The following is a 21319-nucleotide window of genomic DNA, read 5'->3' as shown; positions in this document are numbered from 1 at the left end:
CATCCTAGACGCAAGCCCTGTGGGTACGAAGCAGCCTTTGCCTCCTGATCATGACGCATCATTGCACAACTTTCACAAACGTGCAATAGTGCGCACAATCAAACTTAAAACCCTCGAAACAGGAACGCAATCGTGCTCAATCAAGAGAGACAAGATCGCATTTGTGCACATTTGGCTGCGAAGGGTCGCGTGATCGCTACCGAATTGGCGAAAGAGTTCAACGTGTCAGAGGACGCGGTCAGGCGAGACCTCCGCGAGTTGGCTCGCTTGGGCCTCTGCCGCAGGGTTTATGGCGGAGCTTTGGCACCGGCCCCTGATTTTGGAAACATCCAGCAGCGAACGACAGATGCGCCTGAGGACAAGCAGAAATTAGCGAAACGAGTATCCGCTCACATAGAAGAGGGTCAAACGATATTCATAGATGCCAGTTCGACGAATATCGCAGTCGCTGCTGAATTACCGAGGTCAAAAAGGTTTACGGTCATTACAAACGCTCCCGCAGTTGCAGTCGCGCTTTCTGACCACACACTTTGCAAAGTTCTCGTGCTGGGTGGGATTTTCAATCCCATCAAAGGCGCATGTCTCGGAAGTCAGACTATCCAGGAGCTAAAGAAAATTTACGTTGATGTTCTTATTCTTGGAGCATGTGGTGTTGATAAGGTCTTGGGAATTACTGCATTAGATCCAGAAGAAGCCGAACTCAAGCGCTGCCTTATCGAGCAAAGTTCTCAAATCGTTGTGCCGGTGACAACCAACAAGGTGGGCACGGCTGCACCTTACAAGCTGACCGAGGCGAGCGAAATTGACGTATTGATCGTTGAGCATGACCTCGATCCCTCGGCCATTTCGGATTTCTCCGAAATAGGAATTCAGGTCGATGTTGCAGATTAAGTCTCTATTAGTGGCCGTAAAGGCTTAATAGGCTAGGAATTATTTAATAGTTATGAGCGGAATTTTGAATACACGGGAAATGCTTGCTACCGGGAGGAAATCACGAACTGAGGCTATTTCCATAGCCATCCTCTCATTGGCCGCATTCGTTATCGTGACCACGGAATTTATCATCATCGGACTGATACCTACTTTGGCAAGAGATTTGAATATCTCTATTCCAGTAGCTGGCCAGTTGGTCACAGCATTTGCTATTACTGTGGTCTTTGCTGGCCCGCCGCTAACTGCGGCTTTTGCTCGCATTGAGCGACGTTCTCTGTTTACCTGGATACTGGTTGCGTTCGCATTGAGCAATGTAGCGGTTGCACTCGCGCCGAACTACTGGGCTGTGCTTATTGCACGGATTGTTCCTGCTGCACTTTTACCCGTGTTTTGGGGTGTCGGTAGTGATGCGGCAGGAAAACTGGCCGCCAAAGAAAAATCGGGAAAAGCCATTTCTCAGGTCTATTTCGGTGTCACAGCCGCTTTGCTATTCGGACTGCCATTGGGCACGGTGCTGGGTGATGCTGTTGGGTGGCGTGGAGCTTTCTGGGTCTTGGCCGTCCTGTCCCTCGCGATGGCGATGCTTTTGCGCAAGGTCATGCCTGAACTATCTCCCGGCCCCCAAGAGTCCCTAAAAAGTCAGATTGCCACGTTGGCTAACCGCTTTTTTATCGCCAATCTCCTGCTGTCACTCGGGGTGTTCACCGCCATGTTTGGCGCATATACCTATCTCGCCGATATGTTGGAGCGTTCAGGAGGTATTGCGCCGGCTCAGGTCGGCTGGTGGCTGATGGGCTTCGGCACGGTGGGATTGTTGGGAAATTACCTCGCCGGGCGCCTCGTTGATGGGCACGCAGTCAAGGCCAATATCATTTTCTGCCTCATGCTTGGAGCAGGTGCCGCGAGTGCTGCTCTGTTTGCTGGGCAGCCAATCTTGTTTGTTGCTTCCCTCGTGATTTGGGGTGTCGCACATACAGCACTATTCCCGCTTGGGCAAATACGTGTCATCAATGCCGCCCGCAGTGGCAAAGCGTTGGCTGGCACGCTGAATATTTCTGCGTGCAACAGCGGCATTGCTGCCGGAGCAATGCTCGGGGGCTGGGCGATAGATTTCAGCGGAATTACTGCCGCCATTCTTGCCGCCAGCGTCCTTATCGTACTTTGTGCCTTTGCAACTCCGGCAGTTGAGCGGTTGCGTCCCGCTGTGTAGGGCGTGGATTGGGAAGTGGCCCCACGATCCATCTATCGCATTGAAGGCTATGCACGATGGACTTGGCAACATAGTGTTGAGCCAACGGCATCATTGCGCTGGACCATTACCTTTCGCACGCCGTCCGAATTCGGAAAAAATCACGATCAATATCAGTCAGCATTATGAAGAACGGGATAGTTAAAACTCATGGCTTTGTACGTGTTCGCGGGGCACGGGAACACAACATCAAGAACATTGACGTTGAGATTCCACGTGACGCGCTTGTGGTCTTCACGGGTATCTCGGGTTCGGGCAAGTCGTCCCTGGCGTTCGGCACCTTATATGCCGAGTCGCAGCGTCGCTACCGGGAATCCGTCGTGCCCTATGCATGTCGGCTGATCGACCAGGCGGGTACGCCGGATGTGGCCGCTATCGACGGCCTGCCTCCTGCCGTGGCGCTGCAACAGCGTCGGGGTACGCCTCCCGCTCGGTCGTCTAAAGGTAAGCCGTACAGCGCCTTATCTCTCGAATGAACTGGTAGGCAAACAAATGGCTCGCTCCGTCAGATCAACCAGCAAGGCCTAAGGCCCCCTAAAACCAAAGAACGAATGTGAATACTGAAAACACAAGATTGCTCAAAACGCGCCGGGCATTATTCGGATGTTTCCTCGTGCTCGGCTTTGTCATGGCCTCCTGGATCGTGCGCACGCCCTCTATCCGCGACGCTCTAAGCGCATCCACAGCAGAGATGGGCCTCATCCTTTTCGGGTTCTCGCTAGGCTCGATGGGCGGGATTCTGCTGGCTGGCAACATCGTGGCCCGTATCGGTGCAGACCGTGCTGTCTGCGCGGGCATGACGCTCGCTTTGGCGGGGTTGATCGTTCTGTCGAGCGGTACACACCTTGCTCTAGCCTGGACGACAGGCTTGGGCTTGGGCCTGGTCGGTTTTGGCATGGCCCAAGCCGAAGTGGCCGTCAACGTGTTGGGGGCGCATGTGGAACGTGGTCTGGGCCGGCCCGTGCTGACGCTCGTGCACGGCTGCTTCAGCCTGGGTACGACACTCGGTGCCGTGTGCGGTCTGCTACTGGTTGCACAAGGCTTGTCCGTCACCTCGCACATGCTCGTCGTCTGTGCGCTGCTGAGTCCGATGCTGGTCTATGTCACCTACGGTGTGGTCGGATCACACGGTGCTCGCGCGACTAATTCCGGGAACAAGCGAGGCTTTATCGCGACCATCAAGGATGACCCGAAGCTCATCCTCATTGGTTCGATCGTGCTGGCTGTGGCGCTGGCCGAAGGTTCCGCCAACGACTGGCTACCGCTACTGATTGTGGATGCGCACGAAACCTCTGAAGTCGTTGGTTCGCTTCTGTTCGTCGCTTTCGCTGCGACGATGACTTTGGGGCGGTTCTTGGGAACAGGTGTGCTGCGTCGCTTCGGCCCTGTCAGCGTAATTCGCGCCAGTGCGCTAATCGGTGCCATTGGAATACTGATTGTCGTTCTCGCCCCCTCCTTGTATGTGGCAGGTGTTGGCGTGTTTCTGTGGGGGATCGGTGCATCACTGGGATTTCCCGTAGCGATGTCGGCTGGAGCCTCCGTTGGCCACGATCCAGCTGCGCGCATCGCGGTCCTTGCAACGATCGGCTACATGGCGTTTCTGGTCGGCCCTCCGTTGCTCGGCCTTATTGGCGAGCACATCGGTCTTCGGCTCACGATGCTTGTCGTCCTGGCGCTGTTGGCTCTGCCGCTGCTGTTGGCCCCCACCTTGCAAAGACGTAACGCATGAACTTGAACAGCCACCTTCAAAAACATGTCCCCCATGCCAAGCACATTGACGAAATGGTTTCGCAATGGAGGGTTCTTTTAGTGGCGCACTTTTTCCGCAGACTAACAACTGGAGAGCTTGATGAAACTGCACAACATATCTAACGACTTTATTGCCTCGCAAGGTTCTGACTGGAAGGTTGATGATGTCAGCGGCCGCGTAAGCGTGCTCGCACCTGGACATAGCGACATTTTTATCGACCCCGGCCGCGCTGGTTCTGTGGTCACGACTGCCAGCCGACACAACGCTGCGACGTTGATGACTCGCGTTCCATCAGGTGATTTTCAGTTCCGCGCGACGGTAAACGTAGAGTTCGGTGCCACGTTTGATGCAGGCGTCCTGTTCCTGCGAGTGGATGAGCGCACCTGGGCAAAGCTGTGCTTCGAATATTCGCCGGACGGCGAACCCATGGTGGTTTCCGTCATCAACAAAGGTGCTACCTCTGACGATGCAAATGCCTTCGTGGTGGATGGAAAGCAGGTCAATCTGCGCATCTCTCGCAAGGATAACGTGTATGCACTGCATGCCTCGCTTGATGGCGCGAAGTGGATCTTCGTGCGGGCATTCGCTTTCGATAACACTGAGCAAGAGCCAGAGGTTGGCTTTGAAGCGCAGTCTCCCAATGCAGACGGCTGCCGGGTTGTGTTCAGTGATTACGCATTGACCAACGTGAGCATTGCCGATTTCCGCGATGGCAAGTGATGGCGTCTGAATGACCCAAGATGCATCCAGCTATTCATGCATTCAACTGGATGCATGTTATGGAACACCACTGCATTCATATTCTCTTTTGATCAAAGCATTTAGGTAGTTTGATGGTTTCTGCAAAAACCCGACTTTTTTCGCCCCTGACAATTAAGGGTGTCACGATCCCAAATAGGGCCTGGGTGGCGCCCATGTGCCAGTACATGGCTGATGATGGCATGCCCAACGACTGGCATCACGTTCATCTTTCCGCGTTTGCAAATGGTGGATTTGGTCTGATCCTTACTGAAGCCACGGCTGTTTGCCCCGAAGGGCGCACAACGCCGCACGACACGGGTCTGTGGAATGATGAGCAGCGCGATGCGTGGGCTCGAATCACTCAAGCAGTACACGCCCGTGGTTCACGCATCGGCGTGCAATTGGGTCATGCCGGGAGAAAAGCTGGTGCTTTGAACCCGTTTAGTGGAGCACGCGGGTCAGTGCCTCTAGATGAAGGTGGATGGAGCACTGTCGCACCTTCACCGATCGCCTTTGGAGACTATGCTGTTCCGTCTGAACTGACATCCGACGAAATCAGCCAAATTCCAACCGCTTTTGCTTTGGCGGCACAACGCGCGGTTGCTGCTGGTTTCGATGTGGTCGAAGTCCATGCTGCTCATGGATATCTCCTGCATCAGTTTCTCTCGCCGCTGAGTAATGCACGAACCGATGACTATGGCGGACGTCTCGTGAATCGCGCATGCGTACTCCTCCAGGTTGTGAGGGCAATCCGTCGCGCAATTCCTGATGTGCCCTTGTTCGTTCGCTTATCTGCGACCGATTGGGAGGAGAACGGTCTTACCGTCTCGGAAGTAGCTGAAGTCGCCAGTTGGCTGCGTGAAGAAGGGGTGGACTTTATTGACGTATCCACGGGTGGAAACACACCTAACCCAGAAATCAGCGTTGGGCCAGGCTATCAGGTAGCAGCTGCGCGGGCTGTGCGCGACGTTTGTGAGTTGCCTGTCAGTGCGGTTGGGTTGATTACCACAGCAGAGCATGCGGAAAGCATTCTTGTTCAAGAGAATGCTGACGCGATCATGCTCGGTCGTGCAGCACTGATCGACCCTCACTGGCCGCTGCACGCTGCCCAGCGACTGCAGGATGAACGCACCAAACCACTCCCACCGCACAGAACCACGCTCCAGGCGAGTTCCGAAGCACTCAACAGAGAGTTTTTCAAAATTACCTAACCAAGGGTTTGAGGTCCAACCGTACGAAAACGCACTATAAGGGCTTCCTCGGACAGTCAACGCCGGTTTAATTTTTTCTGTCTGACTACCACTGACGGTAAAGGGATAAGACTGCTGTACTATAAACAGTCATGATGAATCATCATCGATTCGGCCCCTGATGAAAGACGCTCGTGAGGTTTTCGTTCGCTAAGCGGATACAGATATCCAGTACGTTTTGCAGATATTCCTCACGGGGTCAAACCCTTAACATCAACGCTTGCAGCCAGTTAAGATGTTGGTCTTCAGATAACGTGTTTCAGCTATTGGGTGACGAGTAAAGTTTAAAAATAAATGAATAACCCCGCCGCAAGCAGCGGGGTATCTCAAAACAGTGCCAGTTGATAATCTGAGTACGGTTTGTGGTACTCATTCCCTTGATTTTTGACGTATCTCAATGGCATCCCGGAAGATGAAAACCCGGTTCCGCTCAAAAAGGTGGTTTCAGAACTGATCAGCAGCATCGAGAGCCACCTGTAACCCTCCGCTGCTGACCGCCCTGCCACAAAGCTCTCTTCCGGGAGCTTTTTTTACCTGTCAGTCAGTGACCAGCGAACCACATCCATAATATGCTGATAGTGATTTGCCCGGCTGGCGGCAAGCCGCAGTCCCTCTGCCCAGCATTCATCCGAGAATTTCAGCGCTTCTTCACCGGTACGCTGCTCCGGTACCCGACTGGCCAGCCAGCGGGCCCTGACGTCCTGACGTGTTTTCTTCATTGCGTTATCCTACGGAGTTAAAGACCTCCAGATCCTGCCGTCACGACGCCGTTTTCGCACCATACCCTTTAGTGCAAATCCCCTGACCCTGCTCCAGGGAACGTTCGTTTTCCGACACTGGAGGTTTTCGGATCTGAACAAAGAATGGCACACGCAGGTTGCTTCATAAATAAACTTAACTCATCAAATTCATAAATTGATGCAGAAAATATAGCATTGACTCTTAATCGTCTTTTGTGAGATAAAACTATCAAATAAATCCACATTGATGATTATAGGTGCTGTTATGGGTAAGTTTCTTGATAAGGTTATGGATGAAGCCAGTAGGGTAATGACGCTGCGAAAAATCCCTGCTGATATCGATGCGGCCATTACAGAACAGGCCAGCCTGATGGGGAAATCCAAAAACGATCTTGTTCTTGAGTTACTGACGTCCACATTCGGTGATCTGTTGGGGAATTTTGTGCGTTCCAGTGAACTGGTGGCACTGATGGACAAAGAGGTTGCCCGGATGACTGATCGGGACATAATGTCGCAGAGCTTTGAAAGCAATCTTACCCCGATCTACAACCGGGAATACTGCCGTATCCTCGCCCTGAAAAACGAGGACGACCTCAAACGTGTAATGATGAACAACATTCCCTATCTGGAAGTGCGTTCGAAACAGCTTCGTTTCAACATGGTTCCGTTTCTGCCGAAGGGAATCTCACTGACAATGGCTCTGTTCTGTGAAGTGGCCGGGCGGGACGGGCTGACCATCGCGCAGTTTTACACTTCGCTGTGTTTTGTTGTCGAACGAGAGCAGTATTACAGGGAGATTAATGAAATCAGAGCCGCGAAATCCCTGTTGCCGGTCACCGATCTCTGAAACGAGAAAAGTCACCCCGAAGGATGGCTTTTCAGGACGACTACTTCGTCCGGCTCGTTAAGGAAGGTGAGACAATCCTTACCATCGGCTCAGACAATTCCATCCTGATTCAATAACCCCTCTTCTCATTGAGATAAAGAAGGAAAAGGATAAAGCATGACACTGGAAAGTATTTTCATCGGTACCCGCGTGGATAAGGGGCGTTACGGGCCACAGAGCCGGGACATGGCGATTTCAGATTTAATTTCCCTTATTCATCATCCGAGTAAGCCTGCCCAGATCATCCTGCCTGATTTTTCCGGTCTCGCCCGACATATTGATGGGCAGCTCCGGAAACATTTTTATCAACAGCAGGAAGATGAGTATTCTCGCAAATACCGTCATCTGTCAGACCTCTGGCACCAGGCCGGATCGCTTAGCAATCCGAATAACCGCAGCCGGCGTTTTGAAAAAGTGATGGAGCAGTCGCAGGAGTTCCTGGTTTTTAGCCAGGATGTCATGCCGAACATTAATCCCTATGAACTGAAATATCAGGAAGTGGCGACGGTAAGTCGAAAAGGACAAATGTACTGCCTGGCACTCCTGTTTCATATTATTGCCCGGGCAGCGTTTGAGCCGGAGTCTGTCGCTGCTGACACTACCTTGGTGGCTCACTGCCGTTGGATGAAAGACTGGGTCAAAAAAAGTTTAGGAGCCAGATTCCTTGGCGAACAGATGGTTCGTACAGCAATGTTTGATCCCGAGTATTTTCCTGCCCTGCAGCGCCTGGGAGGAGACACCGAAGCCAGCAGCGCAGAGGAGTATCTTGCAAACTGCATCCGTACCGCGTGTAAAGAGACCGGTGAATGCCAGAACTATAACTTGCAAAGCTATCGTATGACATTCGACTATCGCCTTATCGATAAACAACAGATTGAAATGCTTGAAGTATTGCGTGAGCTTCACTACCGTATTGACCGACTTGAGTTGCTGTTGCAGGAACTGGCGGAAAATAATGAGGTGGATTTCACCGCTGCCGATAAAGCCGGTAAATGGATCACCGAGCAGATAGGTAAAGTAGAAGGAAACGAAAATCTGGGGTTACCGGCGAACACCTTAGCGCCACAGTGACGCCAGCAATGTTTGCTACTGCCCGCAGGAGGATGGAATTATGCCCGGCAGACACTCAAGCCGAGCTAGTAGAGTTAGGGGTTTGAGGGCCAACCTTACGAAAACGTACGGTAAGAGGAAAATTATCGTCTGAAAAATAGATTCGTAGACAAGCTTGTCCGTTAAATGCCAATTTTCGATTAAAAAGACATCGTTTCGAGGGCGTTTTTCAATGTCCATTATGTTTTGATATATCAGACAGTTACTTAACTAACGTACGTTTTCGTCCCATTGGACTTCAGACCCCTATAAAGAAAACGAAAAGAAAAGAGTGATTAAGCACTTCCAGCCCTAAAGATTTCCCAACGATTATGGAGGTTTTCAGCCTTCAGGGGATTACGTGTCACAATTTTACGCCGGTGGAGGGGGTGAAGATCAGGATCGCTTGCAAGCACAGCATCACAAAAGACCATTTCCATCGTGACTGGGTCGATAGCGCACAGATTGTCATCGAACAATTTATGAAGGTCACGACGCAGGAAAATACCATTGAGGTAGCTGGCTCCGCCTTTGCGCGCATGAGAAACCAGGTGCGCGGCTTCGCAACGGAGATCGCTCGCCCCAGTCAATACACAGATCCCGTAACAGTTATAAGCCACATCTAGCCTGAACACGTCTTGATTTTTACGAGCACGAGTCTGGCTTACTGCACCGTCTTCGTGTGCGCGTTCCTGAACCAGTTCACGCTCAGTGTTACGCGGATATTTGAGTAGAAATTCCCACTCCGGGTTCGCCTGCGGCCAGAAAGCGCGGTCTTCTTGCTTCAGAACGAGGCGGAATTTTCGTGCTTCGGCATCGACACCGATCCCCAGAGATTTGAATGCATCCCAGACACTTTTAAAGGGCTGGAAATCTGCACCGGAATACAACTGGCGAACCAGTACTGGATCGATCTGGTGCTTCGGGTCAGGATTTTTATGGACATAGCCAGCTATCTGTCCTGCAGTATTTTCAGCGGGATTCGGAGCAAACCTGGCCAGCAGTTCCTCACGGCTGAAGGCGACTTTCTCTACTCCGCCCATATAAAGATGGGATAAGAGGAATTTGCCTTCAACGACAAAGAACCCCCAGTAGGGCGGGGCTTTAATACCATCTGGTTCGGAATAGTAATTCCTAGTCATGCCGGGGGCTTTAATGCCATCAGGTGGGGTATAGTAATTCGTAGTTATGCCGGATTGGCTGTGCACTGTATATGCTGCAACAGTCGGCCAGCGGCCACGATAACGCTGCCACATATAAACCATTGCCTGATCTATATATTGTTCTCTGGAATTGCCTTGCATAGAGCGGACTTCTTCGGCTTTATCCGCAACCAGGATCACGGTTTCTTCCTCAGTTTTTCCCATATTCAGATGAAAACGTATCAGGTCTCGAAGATTTTTCGAACCCATGCGGTCATCATCAACTCCCATTTTCTCCATCAATTTTCTGATGCGCATAATCAATGCTCCCTAACCAATGTTAGATTCAAGTGCATCCCTTCGGGATCAACCTTGCCAGACGTTACCGTAACGGTCGATATCCCGGAAGCAGGTCTTGTGAGACTTTATTCAGAATACCTTACTTTTTGGAGGCGTATAGTGGCACGGCTTTCCACGTACTCGCTAAGGCTATAATTTAAAAGCTATAGCCACTGGCACTCCTGTACTGAACAGTGCAGAATTTCCCGGCGGACAGGCGTCACCTAACACCAAAAACTGAGAAGGAGGTATATGCATGTTCCGTCAGCTCTGTTTCATGGTTCTGTTTGTTGTGACGTTTTCGACCACTGCTGATATCAACGGTCGGATTGTTCGTGTTCTGGACGGGGATACTGTTGAGATTCTTGAAACGGACAACCAGCTCAAGCGCGTTCGTCTGGCCGGCATCGATGCGCCGGAAAAAAAACAGCCCTTTGGTCAGCGTTCCAGGCAGGCGCTCACATCGATGGTGGTGCAGCGTACCGTCACTGTCACGGGCACTGATACAGATCACTATGGCCGGCTGCTGGGTACAGTGTGGCTGGGCAAAACGGATGTGAATGCCGCACAGATCCGCAACGGACTGGCATGGGCTTACCGGTTTCACGGAAAAGCCATCCGGCCCGACTACGTAATCTTGGAAAACGAAGCCCGTCGTCAGGCAGCCGGTCTATGGTCCGTCGCAGGTCAGACAGAACCCTGGCGCTGGCGCAAGTTGCATCAGGAGACGGCTCTGTCAAATAGTGAATGACGAATGCAAAGATTTTCCCTGGAAAGATGCTTTCAACTATCTCCCGTCAAAAATAAATGAAATAATTAATCAAGAAAAAATTTTATTGCACAGTGGGTTAATAACGATTATGAAATTAACTGAGAATAAATTGGAATCACTTATCGATGCGCTTAATGTCATTATTTGTGATGAGGTGAGCATTACCCGCGAACAGCGTGAAAATATGGTCAGGACGGTTGCTACCCTGGGGGGGTTAAGTGAGAGGCAAAGACTTATCGCAGCCGGAAAAGATGCTTCTACAGAGGCAAGAGAGGAAAATCCAAAAAAAATTCGCGAACCCAATCTGGTATTTCCGCGAACGGGAAAAGCGTGGGTTCAAGAGGACCTTGACCTCATTCATTCCATTATTGATGACATCCCGGATGAAAGTATTGACGACCACATTTTGTGGCTATCAAAGCAGCAGGGTCGTACACCCTATGCCATCGCACTAAAGATTGTCAGTGAAGGAAGAATGAATATAGAGTGGGCTAAAAAGGTATGGAAACCAGCAGCTAAGTCGATTCGCGAAGATTTTGCCAGGCTCCAGACCAGCACGCCAGATAGCAAAGAGACAGATGAATAATATGCGAATTGTTATTAGCAGACAAATTCATGTTTTAGAGGATGGCGATTTGTCGTTCTGGGAGGGTATTCTCCGGTAGAAATCATAGAGCGAGCTAATCATTCTAAAAAGAGTTGTTGGGTCGTTCCTGATATGACATAAATTTTTATAGGAAAAATGCTTTCCTAATCTAAATATATTGTGGCCTTTGCCGATATTAATATTATAAGGAAGGGAGAGCCATGAACGATTTTCATATTTTAAGTATCTGTATACAGAAAAAAGATGTAGCAGGCGCAATGCGCGTGCTGCGAGATAAATCAGAATTTGCGGTGCGAAAAATTCTGGAAAAATTGAAAGTCAGGGTGACATCGCAAACCGGCAGAGCATTCTGGCACTTTGTTCAGAGATGGCTGCTGACCGCGTGTCGTCAGGGGGATGTACAGCATGAATCTTTCCGTACCCGATGCACTTCACAACCTGCAGACAACTGGCAAACCCAGCCCGGCTGCTCTGGATATGATCAAGCTCGTGGCGCTTCTGGCCATGCTCATCGATCACATCAATACGGTGTTTCTGACGCCAGCCCAGCCGCTGATGTATGCGCTTGGCCGGATGGCCTTCCCCCTGTTCACACTTATATGGGCGATGAACGTACGGCGTTCACCAGAACGTCTGCAGATGAGAGCAAACCGTTTGTGGGTCTGGGCGGTGATCACGCAGCCGGTATTCAGTCTGGCATTCCAGCATCACCAGCCGTGGTGGGCAATGAACATTCTATTTGTGTTCGCCGGCGTCACGCAGCTGCTCGCCCTGCAACACCGGTACGGCAAAAAGGGAAGTCTTGCCGGAGGATTTCTCCTGGCGCTCATGATTTTTCCGCTTCAGCCGGCAAGCTATGGTCTGGCGGGAATAACGCTGGCCGTCAGCCTTCCAATAGTTATGGGAGGCCCCACCCTCGAAATGAGGCGTACAGCCGCCTTCGTTGCCGTGCTATCACTTCTCTGCCTAAATGGCGTCAAATATCTTCTCAGCATACCCGCCGAGACATTATTACTGGCCACCTTGCCTACTCTGGTGTTCCCCCTGATTGTTGTATCTTTATGCCTGGATCTCTGCCCCGAAGGTCGTCAGCGTTTCATGCCCCGTAATTTCTTTTATTATGCTTACGCTGGCCACCTGGGGGTTATAGGTCTGATACAGTATATTTTCGCCTGATCGGGGGCAGTTTGGATATCGAAAATTATTGTACGTTAAGGTTAATTTTTGTTCAGCCCATCATCAATGGTGCGCTTGTGCCTCAGCTCCATAAAGCAGCCGTCTGCCAGATACAGAACCCGGTCTGCAGAGGCTATGGTTTCCGGGCGATGGGCTATCAGCAGGACAGGAAGCCCCAGCTGACGTAGTGTCTGGCTTATCTGAATTTCACTTTCAACATCAAGATGGCTGGTCGCTTCATCCAGTAATAAAAATCCCGGTTTCTTGTACAAAGCCCTGGCCAGCAGAATGCGTTGTTTTTGCCCTCCGGAAAGCCCTCCACCGGTTTCACCAATCAGCGTCTGATACCCCATCGGCATAGACATGATATCGCTGTCGATAAGTGCCAGTCTGGCGCACTGGATCATTCGTTCATGATTGCGGTCTCCACTGAAAAAAATGATGTTATCTGCAATGGAGCCCCTGAAAAGATGGTCATCCTGCAGTACGGTACCGATTCGCTGACGTACCTGAAAATAATCCGGGTGGGTATGCGGTATGCCAAATGCCCTGATTGTTCCCTCATCCGGGATGTGGATCCCCAGGATAAGCTTCACCAGTGTCGATTTCCCGCATCCGGATTGACCGGTAATGGCCATCACCTCGCCAGGATGGAGTGTCAGCGACACCCCGCGGAGTATCGGTTTATTCCCTCCCTTGTGGCTGAAGGTTATATGCTCAAGGGATAAAGGAACACGGGCACCGTCGGCCACATCCCCCCGGAATACGGACGGGAAGACAGAAGTATCATTGTCTTCCTGAGCGGGTTGTTGCTGATAGTCTTCTGTCGGGGTCAGCACAATGTCAGCCAGGCGTTCGTTGTAGATATCAAGCATACGCCAGGAAAAATACTTATCGGTCAGGCTGCTGATACTGGATGAAAAACGCATCTGGTAGGACAAATAAGCAACCAGCATGCCGACGGTGAAGGTACCGTTCAGTACTTCCCCGGCACCTTTCCACAAAATAATCGCTGATACCACGCTGCCGGTCAGGGTGTGTGCAATGTCATAGCACATCAGCTGACGGCTCTGTCGCAGCTGCGTATTCCTGCGAACAATGTTGAGGTTCAGCCAGGCGGCCTCACGGTGCGCTGTCACGCCGTTAATTCTCAGGCTCAGAATACCGTTGAGGGTTTCAAGAAAATGCCCGGACTCCCTGGCACCTGCGTCCCAGGCATCTTCTGCCGACTGTCGAAGGGACGGATACCACAACGCCCTCAGCACACCGTAGATAATGGCTGCCAGTACGGCTATCAGCGTCATTTCCGGACTGTACAGCAGCATCATACAGAGCGCAGTTATCACGAGCAACACGTCCAGAATACCTTCCAGTACCTGCGTGGTCAGCGCCTCCTGGATGGTATCCACGGCCTCAAAACGGGCATTGATACTTCCCTTACTGCGCGCATCAAACCAGCCCAGCGGGAGACGCACCAGATGATGGAAAACCCGGGCTGTCCACTGCATGTTAAAATTGACGGACAGAGTTATACTGGCCCACTGGCGTGCCAGCGACAGCAGCATCTGGGTCATTGACAGCAGCAGCAGGGCAATGATTATAACGGTCAGGAGACTTCGATCGGCGGCAACCAGCACTTCATCAATTACCAGCTGGTTGAGAAGTGGACTACTCAGCGTCAGGATTTCCAGCGCCAGGGCAAAAATGATGATGCGCGACATCGCGGCCAGCAGCCCGGGTGTCCTGCCTGTCAGTTGGCGCAGGCGAATTTTTTTTCTTTCATCCCGGGCGGTAAAATCACTGGCCGGCGTCAACTCCAGCGCGACACCGGTGAAATGTTTTCCTGCATCCTGCAGGGAGAGCGTTATCTTCCCTTTGTCCGGGTCGTGGATAACCAGCCTGCTCCCGCGAACTTTATAAAGCACGACGAAATGGTTCATGTTCCAGTGGAGAATGCACGGGAGAGAAAGGGATTTCAGGTCTTCCGGCTCCAGCCGGACGGCCCGGGAGGACAACCGGATACCGGCTGCACACTCTATCAGCCTCTGCAGGGTCATCCCCTGTGTGCTGATACTGAAACGTTCGCGCAGGGTGGGTAAATCTGTCTGCAGACCATGCCAGCAGGCCATCATGACCAGACATGCCAGACCACATTCCGCAGACTCTGTCTGCCGGATGAGGGGGAGCTGTTTTCTCCCGGTCCATTTAAGGGTATCCATTACAGTTTTCCTTTCAGGCTCCAGAGTGGCTCGGTCAGCCACTCCCACAAATGGCGGGTATCCAGGCTGACATCCCCCTCAAGGGTCATGCCGGGGCGCAGGGGTTCCTGTTTTCCATAAGCCAGAATGAAGGTATTCTCAGGTTCGACGATGACGCGGTAGTGCCCTTCATTCTCTTTCCAGGTCACAGGGGATACGGAGAGTAAATCCGAAGGGGTCAGCGTTGTACGGCTTATCTCTCGGATAGTCCCGTACTGAACGCCAAACTTCTGATAGGGGAATGCGGCGAACCGAAGTGCAACACGCTGCCCCGGCTGAATAAAACCGGCATTCTGACTGGTGGCATAGAGTTCTATCTGCAGACGAGCATTGTCGGGAACCAGAGTCATGACCGGTTCAGATGCCCTGACAGACTGTCCCTGTCTGATCAGCACGGCAGCAACGGTTCCGGATACCGGTGACGTCAGCGTAAAGTTCTCCTGTCCGGCCAGTTCGTCCTGCTGTTGCCTGATCCCCTGCAACTGCCTGTCCAGCTCAGCTTTACGGCTTTCCCCCTGAACGATGAGATGGTTAAGATCTTCTTCAGCAGCCTCCATTGCAGTGTGTAGTTGCAGAAGCCCCTGACGCTGATCCTCAACGTTTTGCAGTGACGTAGAAACGTCAATTTGCTTCTGCTGGTATTCGATATCTGATACGTAATGCGTTCCAGCCAGTTTTTTATAGCGCTCCATGACGGACACGGCCAGCGTGGCCTGATGCCCGGCAAGCGACAGGCGCAGCTCTGCACTTTTAATCTGTGGTTTCAGGGAGGCAATTCGCTGTAGTATGGCCTGCTGCTGCTGACTGTTGTCACGCAATTCCAGAGTCTGCTGGGAAGACAGCATGGCATACTGAGTCTTCAGGGACATGCTCATGGCTGCCAGTGTACCTGTGCCCTGCCCGTTGTAATGCTCGCCGCTGATATGGTAAACAGGCTCACCGGCAGCTACGTGCTGACCTTCTGAAACAGTCTGTCGGGTGACGTATCCGGCATATTGCGGTGTGATTTTCACCAGTCCTGATGAAGGCATCACTATACCTGTAAGATGAGCCTTGCGGGTATAACTACCATAATAAACGAATAATGAGACGCTCAGAAATATAAGTAATGTAGCAACGGCGCATACTGACATGCCAAATGACGCGGGTAAGACAATATCTCCGTACTCTGTATCACTGTTATGTTCTAATGCTTCCTCCCTGAATATACTCATGGTTATAAAATATTTTGAATATTTAATAATATAACAAAGGTATTCATGCCTGAATGTATTAACATAGGATAAAAAAGGGATCTGCTTTTAATTCTGACCCCTAATAACAGCATAGATACAACAAAAAGGACTGATTGATCCAGAACATTATAATACTGAAAGTGCATCAGAGAGAAAAACAAAGATGTTATCACACAGGGAATGATAATGTTTTCCTTGAAAATTGAACGCAGAAATCCAAAGGCACAGGCTCTGTATACGATCTCCTCATAGTAGGGTACGACCAGTGTCATCACTAAAACTGTTATCCAGTTTATCTGTGATGGTTCGTAATGATATAAATAGTCTCTGTAGCAGTAAACAGCTAACTGTATCAGAATAATTATAAGGAATGACAGGGCTGAAAATTTAACTGTAGCTGAGTCTGTTCTTATTTTTATTCTACACTCAGGAAATTCCTTTAGGTAAAATAAGTAAACAAGAGTTGAAATTAGAATCTCTGTAATGAACACAATGAAAAATGCAATATCCAGTCCAACATAACGCAGTGTAAAGGTTGGCGATAATGTTACAATAGTTGATATAATAACCACTGCAAGAAAAATAATAGCGCTGTATTTACTATATCTAAACTGGCTCGAACGTTCATCCATTACAAAACATCACTTTATGAAGGTTATTATTTTTGCTAAAACTATATCTGTAAATTTAGCAGTGGAAAACAAGGTGATCAATGTAATTACTATTTTTGAAAATTCCTCAGGCAACGAAAACCATGACAAATCAATAATGGAGGAACCACTTAATAGCGCAAAACCCAGTAATAAACTTAATATAAAAGACAATAATTTAATAAACACTGCAGTATCCTCCGTTGATACTTACTTATCGACTACAGGTACCACCGACGTTACTTCCTGAACAATTACTGGAACCAGCTCTGTTTCCGCCTCCGTTACCATTTCCTCCACCGGAGAGACACTGGCCGATAACTGCCCCACCAATAGTTCCTCTGGTCATTCCTACAGGACCACCTTTAATGGCACCACCAACCATTCCACTAAAGACAGCATTAGCACATTTAACTGTGCTCGGGTCACTGTAAATGTGTGTCGGTGCATTTCGTCCCAGTGAGTTACGGGCTCCGGTGTTACGACTACGACTTCCGCCTCCTTCATAATTACTGTTTGCGTTGCCACCACTGACTAATGCAATTTCATCAAAACTCAATTCTCTGATATTTGACATAAAAATCCCTCTTATAAATTTTAACATAAAGTGCTGTTTCACTATTACATGACCAAAATGTATGCACAAAGTGAATTTATGTAAATAAATGTAAATTTATTATCATGTGTTATTGAATGGAACTTGCATTATTTATTACTTATTGATTTAAAATCTAACTTATCTCGATGATATGCCTGGATTCGGCAAACCTGTGAAGTGCTGTAGCCTGTTGCTTCTGCCGTTTCACGGATGCTCAGTTTCTTGACCTCCCGGTAGTACAGAACTTTCTGATGTCGTTCCTGATCAGCCTGTTTGCCTCGATATTTCCCCAGTATATGGGCCCGTTCAATTCCCTGTTTTTGCCGCTGGCGGCGGCTCAGCCAGTCCTTATGCGACATCGCAGCCATCAGGTCGATAAGCATATTATTGATAGCTGTTATCACTGCGCAGGTGATTGGGTCAGTCTGTGAAGGGTCTTTATCTGACAGCGCCTGCCATGACGTGAGGACTTTGACAAACTCACACCGGCGCTGCCCCTGCCCGTATCAGCTGATAATCATGAGTACATTACCAGCCGTATCACTCTGCTTCAGTCCAGACTTGAAGAGGTCAATGCCATGGCAGCCCTTGGTGAACTGCCCGATGTGGAAATATCTGACAGGGGAGTAAAAGTCTCTCCGCTGGATAACTGCGTCCCGGTGCAGGTTTCACCGCTGGCAGAGCTGGTTTACAGCATGCTACCGCGCCCTAAAATCACGGAAATTCTCGATGAGGTAAACAGCTGGACGACGTTTACCCGACATTTTTCGCATATAAAAAACGACATTACCCGTCCCGATACCCGCCTGCTCCTCACCACCATCCTTGCGGATGGCATCAATCTTGGTCTGACCAAAATGGCGGAAGCCTGTCCCGGAAGCACCAAATCATCACTGGAAGATATCCAGGCATGGTACATCCGCGACGAAACCTATTCAGCCGCCCTCGCAGAGCTGGTAAACGCGCAGGGGAAAAGACCACTGGCGGCATTCTGGGGAGACGGGACAACGTCATCATCAGACGGACAAAATTTCAGAACAGGCAGCTCTGGCCGCTACGCAGGGCAGGTTAACCCGAAATACGGGCAGGAGCCTGGACGTCAGTTTTACACCCATATTTCGGATCAATACAGCCCGTTTTACACCTGCATAATCAGTCGGGTCAGGGATTCAACCCATGTTCTCGATGGCCTGCTATACCACGAAAGCGACCTGGAAATCAGAGAGCATTACACCGATACCGCAGGTTTCACCGATCATGTCTTTGCCCTGATGCATCTGCTGGGGTTTGCGTTCTGTCCGCGAATCAGGGATCTCCACGACAAAAAGCTGTTTATCAAAGGGAAAGCGGACCAGTACCCGGCGCTTCAGTCACTGATATCAACGACCAGCCTGAATCTGAAAGAGATCGAAATTCACTGGCGTGAAGTACTGCGTCTGGCGACCTCGATAAAGCAGGGAACCGTGACAGCATCTCTGATGCTGAAAAAACTAGCGAGCTACCCCAAGCAAAACGGACTTGCCAAAGCACTGAGAGAAATTGGGCGCATTGAGCGAACGCTATTTATGCTTGACTGGTTCCGCGATCCTGCATTGCGTCGGCGAGTACAGGCGGGGCTGAATAAAGGTGAGGCACGTAACGCACTGGCGCGGGCGGTATTTATGCACCGGCTGGGAGAAATCAGGGACAGAAAGCCTGAAAATCAGAGCTATCGCGCCAGTGGACTGACGCTTCTGACGGCTGCGATCTCGCTGTGGAATACTGTGTATATGGAAAGGGCGATCGATGCCCTGAAGCGTAAAGGACTAAAGATCAACGAACAACTGCTGTCGCATTTGTCGCCGTTAGGCTGGGAGCACATCAATCTGACAGGTGATTATATCTGGAAAAGCAACCGGATACCGGCTTCCGGTAAGTTTCGTCGGTTGAGACCAGCTAAAGTCGGAAGGTCAAAAAACAGCCTTAACGTACAATAATTTTCGATATCCAAACTGACCCCTGATCAGGCGAGGACATGATGGCTATTACCTGCCCGAGTCAGGTTCCAGTAAACGTGAAATGAGCAACAGGTATTGCATCAGTCGTACTGCAGAACTAACTGATGCCGCCTCGCGGCATAGAGGCGCCAGCAGATGCTAATCCGGGCGAGAACGTCGAATGGCGCCGTGACCGGCGTTAGCCGCTGCAGTATGAAAGGTTCTGCCTATCCCATCCCTCACCCTGCAAAGCCATACCTCTTAAAAGTTACTTCTGTAGATGATGTGCGCTGTCGGAGTGAGCCCGTCGAGGCGACGGGCTGTATCTCCGCGTTAGCGCCGTCAGGCGCTTACGAGCGCGTACAGGGAACCTATCGCGACTTATCCTGCAGCAGCTTCAGTCACTAGTTACAACATCCCTCTTAAAGCGAGGGTGTTCCGGCCCTTTGGGCCGGGGCGGCGTCGGTTTAACAGGGGTCAAGTATGTGCACGGTGTCAGATTATAGCTTGAACGGGGCCCGGCGCTTGCGACGGGAGGCACATTTGATTTTCTTCTGAGCGCGCGGCCGTCAGGCCGCTGCATGCGAAGGCATTTTTCATTATCCACAGAGTGGCCGGAGACAAAGATCTACTCTGGAATGTAATGAACAGAGAGATAAAAAATGTGAAGTAAGATTATTTTGCGGAATGTCTTTTATTCAATTCCGGAATGTTTCATTTATTCGCTTGCGGATTTCTGTGTAAAAAAAAGATACGGTGGCCATTGTGGGCCATAACGGCCACCTGAACGTAACGCTGACTGGAAGGGTAAAGGGAGGAAGGGCAAAAAATGAGCTGGATGACCGAAAAAAACCAGCACGAAAAGCCCCGGTGAGGGGCTTGTAAACAGGAAGACTTTTGTTTCGTCGTTGATGCTAGTCCGGTGGAGAAAGCGCAAGATCCAGCTGGTAAAGATGCTGGATAGCCAGAGCCTTAAGCCGCTCAGATGTGCACCAGTATGCTTCGTCAGGCGGCAGAGTGCGGTAAACCCATTCAGACATAGCATGGAGCCGTTCATCTGCCGGCAGCTTAATCAGGTTGTTGGCACGTTTACGCTCCGCTCCTTTTTTACGGCGGTAAACCTGTGCTTCACGGCGCTTACGGCCAGACCAGCATTTACGTGCGGAGTGGGGCTGGACATCGTCATGTTCGCTCATTACCCCTTCCCGGATCAACTGCTCGCGCTCGGCGCTCTGGCGAAGCTTCTTCTCCTGCTCTTTAAACAGCTTGCCCATATCAACGCCCAGCATCTGGAATCCCACAGGGGTTATATAAACATAGGTTGGTAGCCAGGAGCGGGATTCACGATCCCAGGTGCGTTCTTCCGCGAGGCCCAGAACACCAAACCGTATCTGTTCCTCGATAAGGCGCGAAAGGCGTGACACCGTCACCTCCGTTTCCGGAATGACATGACCTTTAGCGTCCTTAGCGCTCAGCTCCTTTGCCAGCCGGGAGATACACATGCCGACGGTATGCTTACCGGCGTCACAGAAGCTGATGAGTACTGGCCAGAGCGCATCGAGCAGGCGCTGACGTTCCGGACGGAAGCCATACTTACGCCCCGCTTTACGGCGGCCGGCGACATAGAGAGGGTGACGAGAAACATGTATGCGCAGGCTGACCAGCCCTGTTGCTTTGTCTTTTTTTACCAGGCGGTTGTAGGCATGACCGAGCTGTCCGGAGAGCTTTTTATAATGCTCCGGGCGATACCAGGCCGGATTCTCACATTTGGCTTTTGTGGAATGCTCACCGCGTTTGCGGCGGGTCAGTTTTTTGACCGGAGAAATGAGGAAATTCCCCTGCGTGCCGGCATCGACATCCTGCCAGAAACGGGTTAGCTCATCTTTCGGTAGATCTGACCAGTGAACAGAAATCTGATTGTCATTCAC

The 21319-nt window shown here is 50.7% G+C and carries 16 protein-coding genes and 3 pseudogenes; 12 read left to right on the top strand and 7 right to left on the bottom strand.

Annotated elements, in window-relative coordinates; genetic code table 11:
• Window positions 1-132 precede the first annotated feature (132 nt).
• The 6 genes and pseudogenes from KI228_RS23370 (at window position 133) to KI228_RS23345 (ending at window position 5884) form a co-directional block, all read left to right on the top strand.
• Window positions 133-891: a DeoR/GlpR family DNA-binding transcription regulator gene (locus tag KI228_RS23370; RefSeq protein ID WP_121572306.1), complete on the top strand. Its 759-nt coding sequence runs from the start codon at window positions 133-135 to the stop codon at window positions 889-891.
• 52 nt (window positions 892-943) lie between these two features.
• On the top strand, window positions 944-2143 hold the full coding sequence (locus KI228_RS23365; RefSeq protein WP_224267616.1) for an MFS transporter: 1200 nt from the start codon (window positions 944-946) through the stop codon (window positions 2141-2143).
• Between the two features lie 164 nt (window positions 2144-2307).
• Window positions 2308-2628 (top strand): annotated as a pseudogene (locus KI228_RS23360) (P-loop NTPase family protein); the annotation flags it as partial.
• A gap of 107 nt (window positions 2629-2735) precedes the next feature.
• Window positions 2736-3911 carry an MFS transporter gene (locus tag KI228_RS23355; RefSeq protein ID WP_224267617.1) on the top strand — a complete coding sequence of 392 codons (1176 nt, stop codon included), beginning with the start codon at window positions 2736-2738 and terminating at the stop codon, window positions 3909-3911.
• A gap of 120 nt (window positions 3912-4031) precedes the next feature.
• Window positions 4032-4652: a DUF1349 domain-containing protein gene (locus tag KI228_RS23350; protein WP_121572307.1), complete on the top strand. Its 621-nt coding sequence runs from the start codon at window positions 4032-4034 to the stop codon at window positions 4650-4652.
• A gap of 113 nt (window positions 4653-4765) precedes the next feature.
• Entirely contained in the window at window positions 4766-5884 is a 1119-nt protein-coding gene (locus tag KI228_RS23345) for an NADH:flavin oxidoreductase/NADH oxidase (protein ID WP_121572308.1), read from the top strand.
• A gap of 569 nt (window positions 5885-6453) precedes the next feature.
• Here KI228_RS23345 and KI228_RS23340 read toward each other — a convergent pair.
• Window positions 6454-6642 (bottom strand): hypothetical protein, encoded by a 189-nt coding sequence (locus KI228_RS23340; protein ID WP_121572309.1) that lies wholly within the window; start codon window positions 6640-6642, stop codon window positions 6454-6456.
• A 286-nt stretch (window positions 6643-6928) separates the two neighbouring features.
• On the opposite strand from KI228_RS23340, the gene KI228_RS23335 reads away from it, so the two are divergent.
• Together KI228_RS23335 and KI228_RS23330 are read left to right on the top strand one after the other, a co-directional pair.
• On the top strand, window positions 6929-7510 hold the full coding sequence (locus tag KI228_RS23335) for a hypothetical protein (protein ID WP_224267618.1): 582 nt from the start codon (window positions 6929-6931) through the stop codon (window positions 7508-7510).
• Window positions 7511-7666: 156 nt separating this feature from the next.
• Window positions 7667-8620, top strand: coding sequence for a hypothetical protein (locus KI228_RS23330; RefSeq protein ID WP_141227216.1), 954 nt, complete (start codon window positions 7667-7669; stop codon window positions 8618-8620).
• A gap of 314 nt (window positions 8621-8934) precedes the next feature.
• On the opposite strand, the gene KI228_RS23325 is transcribed toward KI228_RS23330, so the two are convergent.
• Window positions 8935-10098 (bottom strand): HNH endonuclease signature motif containing protein, encoded by a 1164-nt coding sequence (locus KI228_RS23325; RefSeq protein ID WP_141227215.1) that lies wholly within the window; start codon window positions 10096-10098, stop codon window positions 8935-8937.
• 277 nt (window positions 10099-10375) lie between these two features.
• On the opposite strand from KI228_RS23325, the gene KI228_RS23320 reads away from it, so the two are divergent.
• The 3 genes from KI228_RS23320 to KI228_RS23310 all read left to right on the top strand — a co-directional run bounded on the left by KI228_RS23320 (window position 10376) and on the right by KI228_RS23310 (window position 12674).
• Window positions 10376-10870: a thermonuclease family protein gene (locus KI228_RS23320; protein WP_141227214.1), complete on the top strand. Its 495-nt coding sequence runs from the start codon at window positions 10376-10378 to the stop codon at window positions 10868-10870.
• Entirely contained in the window at window positions 10863-11477 is a 615-nt protein-coding gene (locus tag KI228_RS23315; protein WP_224267619.1) for a hypothetical protein, read from the top strand. The genes KI228_RS23320 and KI228_RS23315 overlap by 8 nt, the downstream gene beginning before the upstream one ends.
• 426 nt (window positions 11478-11903) lie before the next feature.
• Window positions 11904-12674: a TraX family protein gene (locus KI228_RS23310; RefSeq protein ID WP_141227213.1), complete on the top strand. Its 771-nt coding sequence runs from the start codon at window positions 11904-11906 to the stop codon at window positions 12672-12674.
• 41 nt (window positions 12675-12715) lie between these two features.
• Here the strand turns inward: KI228_RS23310 and KI228_RS23305 are convergent, their stop codons facing one another.
• From KI228_RS23305 to KI228_RS23290, 4 genes and pseudogenes are all read right to left on the bottom strand, one after another.
• Window positions 12716-14893, bottom strand: a complete 2178-nt coding sequence (locus tag KI228_RS23305; RefSeq protein WP_001567324.1) for a peptidase domain-containing ABC transporter — start codon at window positions 14891-14893, stop codon at window positions 12716-12718.
• Entirely contained in the window at window positions 14893-16146 is a 1254-nt protein-coding gene (locus KI228_RS23300; RefSeq protein ID WP_001567323.1) for an HlyD family secretion protein, read from the bottom strand. Before KI228_RS23300 ends, KI228_RS23305 begins: the two co-directional genes overlap by 1 nt.
• A 2-nt stretch (window positions 16147-16148) precedes the next feature.
• Window positions 16149-16439: a CPBP family intramembrane glutamic endopeptidase gene (locus tag KI228_RS24415; protein WP_227641047.1), complete on the bottom strand. Its 291-nt coding sequence runs from the start codon at window positions 16437-16439 to the stop codon at window positions 16149-16151.
• Window positions 16440-17522: 1083 nt separating this feature from the next.
• Window positions 17523-17885 (bottom strand): annotated as a pseudogene (locus KI228_RS23290) (recombinase family protein); the annotation flags it as partial.
• Between the two features lie 6 nt (window positions 17886-17891).
• Between KI228_RS23290 and KI228_RS23285 the strand changes: the two are divergent.
• Window positions 17892-19381 (top strand): annotated as a pseudogene (locus KI228_RS23285) (Tn3 family transposase); the annotation flags it as partial.
• Between the two features lie 924 nt (window positions 19382-20305).
• On the opposite strand, the gene repA reads toward KI228_RS23285, so the two are convergent.
• Window positions 20306-21319: a plasmid replication initiator RepA gene (gene repA / locus KI228_RS23280; protein ID WP_141227212.1), complete on the bottom strand. Its 1014-nt coding sequence runs from the start codon at window positions 21317-21319 to the stop codon at window positions 20306-20308.

It is taken from the genome of Citrobacter amalonaticus, from assembly GCF_018323885.1.
In the GTDB taxonomy this organism is placed as follows: domain Bacteria; phylum Pseudomonadota; class Gammaproteobacteria; order Enterobacterales; family Enterobacteriaceae; genus Citrobacter_A; species Citrobacter_A amalonaticus.
The sequence above is the reverse complement of the archived record's forward strand: the minus strand, read 5'-3'. Positions and strand labels throughout refer to the sequence as shown.

Coding starts and splice junctions, on each gene's coding strand:
- KI228_RS23365 (WP_224267616.1), top strand. CDS start 944: ATGAGCGGAATTTTGAATACACGGGAAATGCTTGCTACCGGGAGGAAA.
- KI228_RS23350 (WP_121572307.1), top strand. CDS start 4,032: ATGAAACTGCACAACATATCTAACGACTTTATTGCCTCGCAAGGTTCT.
- KI228_RS23345 (WP_121572308.1), top strand. CDS start 4,766: ATGGTTTCTGCAAAAACCCGACTTTTTTCGCCCCTGACAATTAAGGGT.
- KI228_RS23340 (WP_121572309.1), bottom strand. CDS start 6,642: ATGAAGAAAACACGTCAGGACGTCAGGGCCCGCTGGCTGGCCAGTCGG.
- KI228_RS23335 (WP_224267618.1), top strand. CDS start 6,929: ATGGGTAAGTTTCTTGATAAGGTTATGGATGAAGCCAGTAGGGTAATG.
- KI228_RS23330 (WP_141227216.1), top strand. CDS start 7,667: ATGACACTGGAAAGTATTTTCATCGGTACCCGCGTGGATAAGGGGCGT.
- KI228_RS23325 (WP_141227215.1), bottom strand. CDS start 10,098: ATGCGCATCAGAAAATTGATGGAGAAAATGGGAGTTGATGATGACCGC.
- KI228_RS23320 (WP_141227214.1), top strand. CDS start 10,376: ATGTTCCGTCAGCTCTGTTTCATGGTTCTGTTTGTTGTGACGTTTTCG.
- KI228_RS23310 (WP_141227213.1), top strand. CDS start 11,904: ATGAATCTTTCCGTACCCGATGCACTTCACAACCTGCAGACAACTGGC.
- KI228_RS23305 (WP_001567324.1), bottom strand. CDS start 14,893: ATGGATACCCTTAAATGGACCGGGAGAAAACAGCTCCCCCTCATCCGG.
- KI228_RS23300 (WP_001567323.1), bottom strand. CDS start 16,146: ATGAGTATATTCAGGGAGGAAGCATTAGAACATAACAGTGATACAGAG.
- KI228_RS24415 (WP_227641047.1), bottom strand. CDS start 16,439: ATGACACTGGTCGTACCCTACTATGAGGAGATCGTATACAGAGCCTGT.